This is a genomic window from Pseudomonas sp. EL_65y_Pfl1_R83 (assembly GCF_963970695.1).
Taxonomy (GTDB): Bacteria; Pseudomonadota; Gammaproteobacteria; order Pseudomonadales; family Pseudomonadaceae; genus Aquipseudomonas; species Aquipseudomonas tritici.
The window spans coordinates 131,962-145,287 of sequence record NZ_CAXAQI010000016.1 but is presented as its reverse complement, the minus strand read 5'-3'; the positions used below and the strand labels follow the sequence as shown (position 1 = coordinate 145,287).

The following is a 13,326-nucleotide window of genomic DNA, read 5'->3' as shown; positions in this document are numbered from 1 at the left end:
AATCAACTTTTCATGTGATCGTAATGGCGGGTGGTCAGGGTTACATTGTCCAGATGTGCGGTCTTGGCTTGCAGAGTTGCGTTGATCAAGGATGTTGAGACGTTGAGTTCGGTCGCGTTATCAGAAGACGTATCTCCCCGAAACGTAGAGCGTTCAGCGCAAATGGCTGAGCAAAATAATATGTCCATCCAAGATCTGCTCAAAACAAGCGGTGGACTGAAAAGGCTCGCTACCAGCCTGCAGCTTGAAGTGAGCAAGTTTCAGTTGTAGGGGAACATTCAGCAGCCTTTTAAATCTTGAATTGCTTCAACAGGCCTTCGAGGCGATGACCGATGGCGTATAGCTCATCGACCGTGTGCACGCCGTTTTGCGTCTGGTCGGCGACGCTTTCAACCGCACGGGCTATTTGGTGGACGCTGCGGTTGATTTCTTCGGCCACGGACGTCTGCTCTTGCGCGGCACTGGCAATGTGGGCGTTCATCGCATTGATCGTGACGATCAGTTCGACCGCTTTGCCTAACGACTGGCCCGCCTGTTCAGCGTGCAGGCTGGCGCCATTACCCGCCGCGCCAGAATGGCTCATCGCAGTGACGGCCTCTGTCGTGGCCTGGTCAAGCCGCTCGATCATCGCTTGAATTTCTTGGGTGCTGAGTTGTGTCCGGCTGGCCAGCGCGCGCACTTCATCGGCAACCACTGCAAATCCACGCCCAGCATCCCCGGCTCGCGCCGCCTCGATAGCCGCATTGAGTGCCAGCAGGTTGGTCTGCTCGGCGATCGAGCGAATGACATCCAACACCTTGACAATGCCTTCTACATCGCCTTGCAGGCTTTTCAACGACACGCCGCCTGCGGACAGGTCCTCGGTCAAGCTACCCAGCCGGACGATGCTCTCGTTGACGACCTGCCTGGCATGCTGCGCCTGTAAATCGGTCTCGGCTGCGGCATCCGAAGCGCTTTGGGCACTGACAGCCACCTCTTGCGCGGCGGATGACATTTGATTGATCGCAGCGGCTACCTGGTCGGTTTCCAAGCGTTGCTGCTCCATCGCGTGATCGATGCACTTGCTCTGTTCGGCCACTTGGGTGACCGAGTCATTCAGCTCCCGGGCCATGCTGACGATCTGGCTCACTAGCCCGTGAATCTTGTCGGCGAAGGCATTGAACGACATTGCCACCTGCCCGAACTCATCGCGACTGGTGGGTAAGCGCCGTGTCAGGTCGCCTTCGCCGGCTGCGATTTCATCCAGGTGTTCGCGAATCCTCGATAAGGGGCGCAGGCTGTTTTTCACCAATATCAATGCCAGCACGCCGATGACGCTCAGCGCAATCAAGGCGATGACGGTTATCCCATAGACAAGGTTGCGCACGCGCTGATGGATTTCTCCGCGTACCTGGGTAACCTGGTTTTCGATGCTGTCGAGATTGATCGCGGTGACCACCACCAGGTCCCAGGCGGGCAGGTAAAAGCTGTAAGCCAGTTTCGGAACGACTTTATCCGTATTGATCAGGGCCCCCGAATAATTGACGAAGTGGCTACCGCTCTTGGCGGCGGCAACCATTTCCCGGTTCAGGTAAATCCCGTTTTTGTCTTTGCGGTCACGCATGTTGGTGCCGACGCCTTCGCTACTGTCGCCACGAAACAGACGCACGACCTGACTGTCGTAACCGATAAAATAGCCGTCGTCGCCGTACTTCATTTTGGACAGTCGCGCTATCGCCAGCGCGCGCGTCGCCCGGTCCCCGGTCTCAGCCCGCGCATAAAGTTCCGCCACAGAGGTTTGCGCAAGCGTGGCGTAGTCCTTCAAGCGTTCGCGGCTTTCTTCGAGCAGACGTTCGCGGGTCACCGTGACTTCCTGCTCGGCGCTCGACAGCAGGGTGGCGCTTGTTGTCAGTGCCAACACCGTGGACAACAGCACCACGGGAGCCAGCACCAGGATCAGTACTTTGTTTTTGAACAGCATGTTGGGGGTTCCTCGCCTTAACCTGTAGGAAAGCGGCCGCATGGGCCACAATCGTCGACTTACCAGAGGGCGATGTCATAGGTGAGGTAGAGGCGGTTGCTGTCGCGCCCTCGGGAGAACTCCGAGCGGTACACATAGTTGCGCATGCGCACGCCCAGGCCCTTGAACGTGCCGGCCTGCACAACGTAGGCCAGTTCGGTATCGCGCTCCCATTCCTTGACCGTGGTGGTGGACTTGCCGTCATTGCCGCTCAAGTAGCGCGCAGAGAAAGTCAGGCCGGGGACGCCGACGGCGGCGAAGTTGTAGCCGTAGTTGAGCATCCAGGTCTTTTCGTCTTCCTCGATGAACTTGCCAATGCCGGCGTTACTGAACGAGTAAACGCTTGCGCCACTGATGTAGGGCAAACCGGCATCGCCGCGCAGGCTCTGGTAGCCCCCGCCAACGGTATGGCCAGCGATCGCGTAGGACAATTGCCCGCTGAGCATGTCGTTATCGATTTTGCCTGCGTAGGCAGAGCCGCTATCAGCGCTGTTGAAGTACCGCAGGTCGCCAGTCAGCACGCCTCCGGCCAGCGGCAGGTCGTGCTGGATGCCAGCGAAGTTCTGGCGGTAAAAGTTTTCCAGTTCGCCGTAGAAGTAACTCAAGCGGGTGTTTTTCCCCCATTTGTACTCGGCGCCGGCGTAGTTGAAGTCGCCTGACTTTTCGTCGCTGTAGCCATCCGGCACAATCGGCACGCTGTCGGTGGAGTCGCGTAATTTGAAACGGTCCAGGTGCCCGCCGGTGATCGTCAGGTTCTCGATGTCGTTACTGCTGACCTGGGTGCCCTGAAAGGTCTGGGGCAACAGGCGTGCGTCGTTGTGAATCAGCACCGGGGTCTTGGGCAGCAGGGTGCCGTACTTGACGGTAGTTTTGGCGAACCGGGCTTTCGCAGTGGCGCCGGCGCTGGCAAATTCGCCTGCTGCGCGGCCGTCGTCATGAAGCGGCATGAGCCCGGTACCGCTGCGACCGCGTCCTGAGTCGAGCTTTACGCCGTAGAGCCCCAGGGCATCAATGCCGAAGCCGAGAGTGCCCGCAGTGAATCCGGACTGATAGTCCAGCAAGAATCCCTGGGCCCATTCCGTACGTTCGCTTTTTGCCGTTCTCGCGGCACGTGAACTCATGCCGTGCTCATCGCGAAAGTTCTCGTTGAAATACACATTGCGCAGTTGCAGCTTGAGCTTGCTGTCATCAATAAAGCCTTCGGCATTGGCACCGGCGATGGGTACCAGACCCAATGCACAAAAAAGGGCCCGACGGGTATACATAGGGTTCATGGCAAACGTCTCGTTGTTGTTATTTGGCGTGCAGGGCGACACGCACCCCGTGAGCGAGGCGCGTTGGAAGGCAGCAGAGAGATGAATCAGGTAAACAGGCCGATGGCCCCAGTCAACAAGGCCAGCGCGGTGACGACCAAGGAGGTCAACACCGCCCACTTGACAGTGGCTTTCTGGAAATCGCCAATGTCTCGGTCGACCATTCCCACCAGCAACAGAGTCGATGCGACCAACGGACTCATCAGATGCACAGGTTGCCCGAGGATAGACGCACGCGCGATTTCTACTGGGTCGATGCCGTAAGCGGCGGCCGCATTGGCAAGAATTGGCACTACACCAAAATAGTAGGCGTCATTGGACAGCACGAAGGTCAGCGGCATGCTGGTGATCGCGACCACCAATGGAAACAGATGGCCCCAGGACGGAGGGATCCAATCGACCAGCGTCTGGGCCAGGGCATCCACCATTTTGGTGCCGGAAAAAATCCCGGCAAAAATCCCTGCGGCGAACACCAGCAGCACGACCGTCATAGCGTTGCCCGAGTGCGCCAGGATGCGTTCTTTCTGAATATCCAATTGCGGGTAGTTGATCATCAGTGCGAGCACAAAGCCGATCAGGAACAGGATCGCGGAGTGCATCAGCCCCATCACCAGGGCCACCATCACCGCAATCACCAGCACCAGGTTGACGTAGGCCAGTTTGGGACGTTTGTGGGGCGTGTTCTCAAGAATCGCGTTGATGTAGCAATCGCCGCCACCGCTTTGCAGTTGCACGTTGCCAATACGCTTGCGTTCGGCTCGCCCCAGTATGAAAGCCACAAAGACCACCCACATGGCACCGCCGATCATGGTCGGCAGTAACGGCACGAAGTATTCGCCGGCATCCAGGCCCAGCGCTGCGATGGCCCGTGTCGCGGGGCCACCCCAAGGTGTCATGCCGCTCATGATGCTCAGGGACAGCATGGAGATAGTCGCCAGGATCATCGGGTTCATGCCGATACGTTTGTACAACGGCAACATCGCTGCGCAGGTAATCATGTAGGTCGTGGTGCCGTCGCCGTCGAGTGCAACCAGCAACGAAAGGAGAGCAGTGCCCACCGCAATCTTCATCGGGTCGCCATTGACGCGCTTGAGGATCTTGCGGATCAGCGGGTCGAACAACCCTGCGTCGATCATCAGGCCAAAGAACAGGATGGCAAACAGCAGCAGTGCGGCAGACGGTGCGACCATTTTCAGTCCGTCGAGCATCATCTTGCCCGTGGTGCCGCCGAAACCGCCTATCACGGCGAAGACGATAGGTACGACGGTGAGGGCGACGATCGGCGACAAACGCTTCGTCATGATGAGGAAGGTGAATACGACCACCATGGCCAGGCCAAGGAAAGCGAGCATAGGAGGATTCTCTTGTTGTTATCGTAAGAATGGCTGACGCCGAGGCGCACGAGCCCTGACCCGCCGGGCGGCACAACGGCGCCTGGCGGGGAGGGGGGGCAGTCAGGGGTAAGCGTTATTCAGTTTTCGCTAGACGCGTTTGGCGACCGGCAGGTCTTCCCAGGCTTTTCCCTGTACCGCAGAAGATTTGCCGTCGAGCGCCCGGTTCAGCGTTTCACGGTGACAGGCATTTTCTGACATCGAAATAACCACTGTCGCAACCGCGTTGCTGGCCAGGCTGGTCAGGGCCCGGGCTTCAGACATGAAGCGGTCAACGCCGATCAGCAACGCCAGGCCGGCCAGCGGGATGTCGTGAATGACCGTCAGGGTCGAGGCCAGCGCCACGAACCCGCTGCCGGTAACGCCGGCGGCGCCTTTGGAGGACAGCAGCATGATTGCCAGCATGGTGATGATTTGCATCAGGCTCAGGTCAATGTTGCAGGCCTGGGCAATGAAAATCGCCGCCAACGACAGGTAGATGGCCGTACCGTCAAGGTTGAACGAGTAGCCGGTGGGCAGTACCAGGCCCACGACGCCTTTCTTGCAACCCAGTGCTTCGAGTTTCTCCAGCATGCGCGGCATGACAGGTTCCGTGGAGGAGGTTCCGAGTACCACCAGGAATTCTTCGCGAAAGTAGCGCAGCAGTTTCCACAGGCTGAAGCCGTTCGCACGGCAAATGCTGCCCAGTACCACGAAGACGAAGAAGCCGCAGGCGATGTACAGGGTCATGATCAGCTTTGCCAGCGAACCCAGCGAGGTGATGCCGTACTGGCCGACGGTGAACGCCAGGGCCCCAAAAGCGCCGATCGGTGCAAAGCGCATCAGATAAGAGAAAATCTTGAAGACCATGTGCGAGGCGGATTCGAGTACGTCGAGTACCGGTTTGCCACGCTCGCCCAGCGACGACAAGGCAAAGCCGGACAACACCGCGATAAACAGCACCGGCAGCACTTCACCTTTACTGAAGGCACCGATAAAGGTTTCAGGGATGATGTGCATGAAAAACTCTACAACCCCAAGTTTCGCGGCCGATTCCGTGTACTGGGTCAGTCCCTTGGTGCTCAGTTGGCTGGGATCGATGTTCATGCCGGCGCCCGGCTGGAACACATATACCGCCACCAGGCCGATCACCAGGCTGATCACCGTCAATACGAAGAACAGCAGCATGGTTTTGCTGAGCAGGCGCCCAAGCGAGCGTTTGTCGCTCATCCCGGCGATGCCGGTGACGATGGTGCAGAACACCACTGGAGCGATCATCATCTTGATGAGTTTGATGAATGCATCACCCAGCGGTTTGAGCGCGATGGCCTGCTGGGCCCAGAAGTGTCCGACGACGATACCCAGCACCACGGCGCAGAGAATCTGGAAGTAGAGCGATTTAACAACTTTCATGGCATCACCCATTTTTAGAATTGTGCGGATGCAAAAATGCCAACGATCGCCGGAGCTATCCGGCGAGGCGTTGAGAGTCCGTGGCATAGACGTAGCCGGAGAAAAGCCTGCGTGCGGTGCGTACGACTGAAGCTTGGATTGTCTCACCCTTGACGCCGGTGTATGACAATACGACATCAATTGCGCCGCTTGGGTGCTCGATACGCACCGCTTCAAGGCGCGGCGTACTGATCCCGCCGAGCATCTGCGCGACAATGCTGCCTTCTATAACGCATGCGGTGGCCAAACCAATCGAGCCGGTAATGGCCAGGGCGCGGTGGCAGTTGTGTGGCATGAAATAGCGAACCTGGAGCGTACCGCCAGCGTTGGCGGGCGAGACCAGCACCGGCTTTGGAATCACTTTGTCGCTGACATCACCCAGGCCCATCGCCAGGCCTGCCTGAAGTCGCAATGACTCTAGGCGCCGCAGGAAGTCTTTATCGGCGTCCAGTTCTGCCGGGCTTTCATCGCCACGCTTGCCCAGTTGGCTGGCTTCGATCAGCACCATGGGCATTGCCATGTCGATGCACGTGACCGCAATTCCATCGATCACATCTTGCGTGTTGCCAGTGGGGAAGAGTTTGCCGGTCTTGCTGCCGGCTGCATCAAGGAACGTCAGTTGCACCGGCGCCGCAGTACCCGGCACACCGTCGATCGCGGTGTCGCCCTCGTAACTGACTTTGCCATCCGGTGTGCATACCTCGGAATGGATAAAGGTCCCGGTGTTCACATTGCGAATGCGCACGCGAGTGCGCCCCGGCGTACCTTTGACCAAGCCCTGCTCGATGGCGAACGGGCCGACGGCACACAGCATGTTGCCGCAGTTGGGTGCGCTGTCGACCCGGCGCTGCGAAACCATCACCTGGACGAACAGGTAATCGACGTCCGCGTCCGGGTGCAGGGAAGGGCTGACAATCGCGACCTTGCTGGTTTGCGGGCTGCCACCGCCAATACCATCGATCTCCAGTTCATGGCCGGAGCCCATCACGTTGATCAGTAGCTCGTCGCGTTCCGTGATTACGGCCGGCAGATCCCAGTCGAGAAACACCGGCCCCTTGGAGGTACCACCGCGCATCAGCACACAGGGAATTCTTTGCATGACTCTGACTCTTGTTGATCAATTGACGTAATTGATGCTCTTGGTGCAAGAGTCTCAAAGAATAAAAAATGTTTCCAATGCAAAAATTGACGCAATTATTGCGTTTGACGAATGATGGATTTGCTTTAAATTATTGGTCGACTTCTTCTGTTGGTGAGGCAAGACATGGATTATGAGCTTAACGATATCCGATCTTTCGTGAAGATCGCCGAACTTGGCAGCTTTCACGAAGCTGCCGATGCGCTTCACCTGTCCCAGCCCGCACTCAGTCGTCGCATCAAAAAACTCGAAGAGGGGCTGGGCACCGCATTGCTGGATCGCACCACGCGCAAGGTCAGCCTCACGAGCGTCGGTCGGGACTTCCTGCCTAAGGCGCGCCGATTGCTGGATGATTTCGATGAGTCGATTCTCAATATCCGCGAACTTGCACAGCGCCAGATTGGCCGAGTCACCCTGGCGTGCATCCCGACGGCCGCATTCTATTTCCTACCGTCGGTGATCCGTCTGTACAACGAGCGCTATCCGCAAATTCGCATCCGCCTGCTGGACTTGAGTGCAAACGAGGGGCTTGAAGCGGTACTGCGAGGGGAGGCTGATTTCGGTATCAACATGATGAGTGGGCAGCATCCTGATATTGAGTTCGTGCCCCTTGTCATAGAACCTTTTGTTTTGGCCTGCCGGCGTGATCATGAGCTCGCTGGACGCAGTGCTGTCACATGGTCTGAGCTCAGTGATTACCGTCTTATTGGGGTGGGCCGCCTGAGCGGGAATCGCATGTTGCTTGATCACGCGTTGTCAGGCTTGAGTTGGCGTCCACAATGGTTCTACGAGGTCCAGCACCTCTCGACCTCGCTGGGTCTGGTGGAAGCCGGGCTGGGGGTGTCGGCGATGCCGAGCCTGGCCATGCCGGCGCATGATCACCCCACCTTGGTCAGCGTGCCGTTGATTGAGCCGATAGTGAACCGCTCCCTGGGTCTGGTTTACCGCCGCGGCGCATCACTTTCTCCCGCGGCAGAAAAGTTTGTTTCAATACTGCTTGAACAATGGCCGCAATGACGCATATCGCGAGCTCAATCCTTGCGGCACCAGATCCAGCGTTGCCAGATAACTGTTGCTGAGCCAAATTCGCCGCGACAGCACGACCCTCGCCATGTACTGGCGAACACCATCGAACGGCTGGAAGCCGATGGATTCCATCCGGTAATGGCCGTTGAATTGGAGTTTTACTTGCTGGACCAACAGCGCGACGTCAACGGTCGACCGCAGCCGGCGTTGCAGGCCAATGGCGTACGCCCTGTTGCACCTCAGGTTTATGGCGTATACGAACTCGAGCAGCTTCAACCGTTTCTTGATGACCTTTACGCGGCTTGCGCGCTACAGGGGTTACCCGTGCGTACGGCGATATCCGAGTACGCTGCGGGCCAGGTCGACTTGACGCGGGAGCATCGTTTCGACGCACTCCACGCTATTGATGAAGGCGTACGTTACAAACGCTGGGTCAAAGGCGTGGCCAACAAACATGGGCTGCAAGCGTGCTTCATGACCAAACCGTTCAGCGATCAGTCGGGTAGCGGTATGCATTTGCACGTCAGCCTGGCCGACGAGCAGGGTCACAATCTGTACGCGAGCGCAGACCCACAGGGCGCACCGCTGTTGCGTCACTCCATTGGGGGGATGATGGCAACCTTGTTTGACTCGCTGGCAATATTTTGCCCCCATGCCAGCCCCTATCTCGCCGCGGCCGCAGTACTCGCGGGCATTCGCTACGGCATCACTCATCAAAGCGACCCTGGCGCGGCGGTTGAGGGCGATGGCTATGAACAGGCGACCGATTTTCTACCCGCCGACTGGCTTACAGCGTTGCACGCATTGCACCGTTCAACGTGGGCACGCGAGGCGCTGGGAGCTGAATTCCTGAACCTGTTTCTGGCTATCAAGTGGCGCGAGTTCCGTCAACTCAATGCTGAAGTCGCAGAGGGTACTGGCGCTGCTACCTCACTCACGCATGAATATTAGCCCGTCAGCCTGCCTGGAAATGGACCGCTGACGGCCATCGTGCTCAACTCATCCAGCTTGCCGCGGTTTTGCTTCGTGACGGATGGCGGGGAGCGCTCTGATGGGCCCGTAAAAAAATTTATAGGCGATGCTTGAAAAATTTCCTCCTGAACCTACTTAGGCTTTACGCGATGCCGAATCCGGGTCGCGTATCAAATCACTTGGAGAAAACTCAGGAGATTTTGTAATGGCTACTACTCTTTCCTTGGCCCCACTGTTGCGCCACTCTGTCGGTTTTGACCGTTTCAACGACCTTTTTGAATCGGCGCTTCGCAGCGAGGCCGGTACCACCTACCCACCCCACAACGTCGAAAAGCACGGTGATGATCATTACCGGATCGTCATCGCGGCCGCAGGCTTAGTGGAGGATGACCTGGAGATCCAGGTGGAAAAAGGCGTGTTGACCGTCGCCGGCGGCAAGCGCGAACACAATGAAGGCATCACCTATCTGCACCAGGGTATCGCCCAGCGCGCGTTCCGTTTGTCGTTTCGCCTAGTCGACCACATTGAAGTGCAGGGCGCACAGCTCGCCAATGGTTTGCTGAGCATTGATTTGCTCAGGGTTGTACCGGAGGAAGCCAAGCCTAAGCGCATCGCGATTGGTGGTGCTGCCAAGGCTGATGTTAAGTCCATCAGCGAGCAGTAACGTGAATAGAGTAAAGGCGCTCCACGGAGCGCCTTTATTCCTGGGTTCACTTTAGCCTGCGGGCGTGTTCCGAGTGCTCGGTTCATCTCAGCAGGAAGTGATGGGTGCCCAATCCGTGCCGTCGGGCGCTGCTGCGCATCAGCATTCCCACCACCTATGCCCAACAATGAGTGCATCCAGTACGAACTGCCGAGCAATGGTCGCCGCATCGCGTGGCTATTCCAAGTGGACGGCAAGGCGCAGGAATATGCGGGGGAGGCGGGCTACAGTTGCTCTGACGATGTACTGGGCGGCTTGACCCTGGCCACACGCATGGGGCGGTGTTGTTTCAGACCTACACATTTATTGTCGAGCAGGCGCTGGCAAACAGCAGTCTGGTGGGGTGGCTGGTATTGATCGGCGTAGCGCTGGTGATCGCGTGGGCGGCACGTGATCATGGTTTTAAGCCAGGGCGACGGGCCCATAGAGAGGCCATGGCTCATTAAACCTTCGGTCGACCGCCATAGGGTGTTGGCTGGCACCTCAATTCATCAGATATTAGCCCGTCATGTCCACGCTAAGCGAAGAGAGCCGCCAGATCGTAGCGTCTCTGGCGTACCGTGTTGGTCCCACCGCTGATATCGCAGGCATCGCCGAGGCGATCATTTCGATATTGCAGGACATGGACGCAGCACTCACGCCCATCATCGGGCAGCAAGGGGTTGTGGCGCTCTTGCGCCGCAGCCTGCTCCTCAGCGCCTCGAAGCACACTCGGCTGGCCGGCACGTACGAACGTGTACAGGTCACGCCGGACCTGATCGGCCTCAAAACTGTATTGATCGAGCAAAGCGAAGCCGATGCGCTGTTTTTCGGTGAGGTGCTGCTGATCAACTTTTACACGTTGCTGACCTCGCTGATCGGGCCCTCGCTGACCGCCCAGTTACTGCGCAACGTGTGGGAACCTTCTTTGAGCGACACCCCTTTGCAGGAAAATTCGCCATGAGCTCCAAAGTAACTATCAACCGCCTGGCTACCGGTGTGCCAGGTCTGGACGAGGTGCTGGGCGGAGGATTGCCGGAATTTTCGTTCAACCTGATCGCCGGCCCACCTGGCTGCGGCAAGACCACGCTGGCGCATCAAATGATGTTTGCCCTTGCGACCCCTGAACGCCCCGCGCTGTTTTTTACCGTGCTGGGCGAGCCGCCGCTGAAGATGCTGCGTTATCAGCAGCAGTTCGACTTTTTCGACACTGATGTGATCAACCAATCGATCCGCTATATCAACCTGGCCGATGACACCCTGGCCGGTAATCTGGATGAAGTGCTGCGGCGCATTGTCAGCGAAGTGGAGGCACATTCGCCGTCGCTGGTGTTTGTCGATTCCTTCCGTTCGGTGGTGCTGGCCAGCCAGACTCAGACCAACCCCAACAACAACCTCCCGCAGTTCGTTCAGCAGTTGGGCATGTTGATGACGACCTGGCAGGGACCACCTTCCTGATTGGCGAATATTTCACCGAAACCGACACCAATCCGATCTTCACCGTGGCCGATGGGCTGATCTGGTTGCGTCAGAGCGTCGAGCGCGATTCGATGGTGCGCAAGATGGAAATCATGAAGATGCGCGGCCAACCGACCTTGCCGGGGCTACTCACTGTTGGTTGCGGGGCCTTCGGGGTCGGGCAAAAGCATTCTGGCGGCGACGTTTCTGGCCGAGGGTGCGCGCAATGGCGAAACCGGTGTTATTGCGGTGTTCGAGCAACGGCCCAACCGCTCGCAAAACGCCACACTGATCGACCTGATCAAATGTGGCAAAGTCAGTCTGGTGGACAGCCGGGCGCCGGACCTGTCGATTGACGAAATCGTCCAGCAGTTGCTCGGTGAAATCAGGCGCATGAACGCCACGCGGGTGGTTATCGATTCGTTGTCGGGCTTCGAGTTGGCCCTGGCGCCGACCTTTCGGGCGGACTTTCGTGAGTCGTTGTCGCGCATGGCCACGGCGTTGACCCGCGTCGGCGTCAGCGTGTTGATGACTTCGGAATTGGAAGACCGCTACACCGACCTGCGCTTCAGCCCCTACGGCACGGCGTTCCTGACCGATGCGATCATCGTGCAGCGCTACATTGAAGTGCGTAGCCGCCTGCTGCGCATCATGGCCGTGGTCAAACTGCGTGCCAGTGCCCACTGCGATGAGTTACGCCAATACCACATCACTGACGATGGCCTGCAGATCGGCGAGATGCTTCCCGATCAGGAGGGGCTTCTTGGCGGTCGCCCGACGACCCGGCATACAGGGCGTGACAATGTTTGAGCTGACTCATGAGTGACCGCGCTGGAGAGGAGGAACGTAAGGTAGCCAATGCTGCCCACGAACTCTTCCTGCTCGGCCGCAAAACCGTTGAAGCCCGCGCGGTATTGGCTGCGCTGCAGGATCAACTGAGTGACGCGAATAATCGTCTGGAAGACGCCCAGCACGTCGAGCAACTGATCGAAGCCAATCAGCAACTGGTGCTGGCAATACTCCTGACGCAATCCGACGCGATCGCGGCGCCTCAGGTCGAGGAGCTGCTGCTGTTCCAGGAGCTGCGCGAGGCGAATGCGCAATTGGTGATCGCTGCACTCAGTGCCCAGGACCTTCAGGCCACGGCCGAGCTTGCACTGGGCCAGCAGAAAAGCATCCTGGCGATGGTCGCCCATGAACTGCGTAACCCGCTGACGCCTATCAGCCTGATTGCCGAGCGCATGGTCAGGCTGCCCAGCGACCAACTGCCGCGCATGCGTGAGTTGATCGAAGGCCAGGTCCAGCATATTTCCGAACTGGTCGACGACCTGCTGGATGTCTCGCGCGCCAGCACCGGTAAGCTGCGCATCCAGTGTCGCGAGGTGGACATGCTGCGCATCTTGAATGCCGTAGTCGACGCGTGCAGCCCGGTGATGATCGCGCGAAATCAGCAGTTCGACGTGGCGTTTCCCGACGCTAGCCTGATCATGAGCGGTGACCCCGTGCGGCTCGCGCAGATCCTGCACAACTTGCTGGGCAACGCGGCCAAGTACACCCAGGCCGGTGGCAGAATCTCGATGGTGGTCACCGTGGAGGCCGATCAACTGAGGATCTGCATTTGCGATAATGGCATCGGCGTGACCGCCAAGGCCCTGCCGTTCATTTTTGATCCTTATGTGCAAGACGCCCACGCCATCGGTTTCAACAGCGCCGGCCTGGGCATTGGCTTGACCGTCGTGCGCGAACTGGTCGAAGCCCACGGCGGTACGGTCTCGGGAAAGAGTGATGGGCATGGCAAGGGCAGCGAATTTGTGGTGATGCTGCCCCTGACGGCGTAACGGGGCGAGCGCGCGGCACCAAAGTGATTTATGAGGGTCCATACACCCCGCACGATTGTCTGTGGTCGTGCGCCTGTA

Annotated in this window: 9 protein-coding genes and 4 pseudogenes; 7 read left to right on the top strand and 6 right to left on the bottom strand. The window is 58.3% G+C overall.

All coding sequences use genetic code 11. The features are described from left to right. Positions 1 to 289: 289 nt before the first annotated feature. The 6 genes and pseudogenes from AACY08_RS30620 to AACY08_RS21670 all read right to left on the bottom strand — a co-directional run bounded on the left by AACY08_RS30620 (position 290) and on the right by AACY08_RS21670 (position 7,233). Complete coding sequence (locus AACY08_RS30620) at positions 290 to 1,045, bottom strand: methyl-accepting chemotaxis protein (protein WP_445262040.1); 756 nt, start codon at positions 1,043 to 1,045, stop codon at positions 290 to 292. 102 nt (positions 1,046 to 1,147) lie between these two features. Continuing rightward, a pseudogene (locus AACY08_RS30615) lies at positions 1,148 to 1,960 on the bottom strand (cache domain-containing protein); the annotation flags it as partial. A 59-nt stretch (positions 1,961 to 2,019) separates the two neighbouring features. After that, entirely contained in the window at positions 2,020 to 3,264 is a 1,245-nt protein-coding gene (locus AACY08_RS21685; RefSeq protein WP_445262039.1) for an OprD family porin, read from the bottom strand. Positions 3,265 to 3,359: 95 nt separating this feature from the next. Beyond that, positions 3,360 to 4,664 carry a CitMHS family transporter gene (locus tag AACY08_RS21680; RefSeq protein ID WP_339471342.1) on the bottom strand — a complete coding sequence of 435 codons (1,305 nt, stop codon included), beginning with the start codon at positions 4,662 to 4,664 and terminating at the stop codon, positions 3,360 to 3,362. Positions 4,665 to 4,793: 129 nt separating this feature from the next. Then, positions 4,794 to 6,107, bottom strand: coding sequence for a dicarboxylate/amino acid:cation symporter (locus AACY08_RS21675; RefSeq protein WP_339471341.1), 1,314 nt, complete (start codon positions 6,105 to 6,107; stop codon positions 4,794 to 4,796). Positions 6,108 to 6,150: 43 nt separating this feature from the next. Next, complete coding sequence (locus AACY08_RS21670; protein WP_339471340.1) at positions 6,151 to 7,233, bottom strand: 4-oxalomesaconate tautomerase; 1,083 nt, start codon at positions 7,231 to 7,233, stop codon at positions 6,151 to 6,153. A 165-nt stretch (positions 7,234 to 7,398) separates the two neighbouring features. Here AACY08_RS21670 and AACY08_RS21665 point away from each other — a divergent pair, with 165 nt between their 5' ends. From AACY08_RS21665 to AACY08_RS21635, 7 genes and pseudogenes are all read left to right on the top strand, one after another. Beyond that, a complete protein-coding gene (locus AACY08_RS21665; RefSeq protein ID WP_065873293.1) occupies positions 7,399 to 8,289 on the top strand; it encodes a LysR family transcriptional regulator in 891 nt (296 codons plus the stop codon). 84 nt (positions 8,290 to 8,373) lie between these two features. Beyond that, positions 8,374 to 9,242: pseudogene (locus AACY08_RS21660) on the top strand (glutamine synthetase family protein); the annotation flags it as partial. 233 nt (positions 9,243 to 9,475) lie between these two features. Continuing rightward, positions 9,476 to 9,934 carry an Hsp20 family protein gene (locus tag AACY08_RS21655; protein ID WP_339471339.1) on the top strand — a complete coding sequence of 153 codons (459 nt, stop codon included), beginning with the start codon at positions 9,476 to 9,478 and terminating at the stop codon, positions 9,932 to 9,934. A gap of 156 nt (positions 9,935 to 10,090) precedes the next feature. Next, positions 10,091 to 10,314, top strand: a pseudogene (locus AACY08_RS21650) (LysR family transcriptional regulator); the annotation flags it as partial. A 167-nt stretch (positions 10,315 to 10,481) separates the two neighbouring features. Then, on the top strand, positions 10,482 to 10,916 hold the full coding sequence (locus AACY08_RS21645) for a hypothetical protein (RefSeq protein WP_339471338.1): 435 nt from the start codon (positions 10,482 to 10,484) through the stop codon (positions 10,914 to 10,916). Next, positions 10,913 to 12,220, top strand: a pseudogene (locus AACY08_RS21640) (RAD55 family ATPase). Before AACY08_RS21645 ends, AACY08_RS21640 begins: the two are co-directional and overlap by 4 nt. A gap of 8 nt (positions 12,221 to 12,228) precedes the next feature. Then, complete coding sequence (locus tag AACY08_RS21635) at positions 12,229 to 13,248, top strand: sensor histidine kinase (protein ID WP_339471336.1); 1,020 nt, start codon at positions 12,229 to 12,231, stop codon at positions 13,246 to 13,248. Positions 13,249 to 13,326 lie beyond the last annotated feature (78 nt).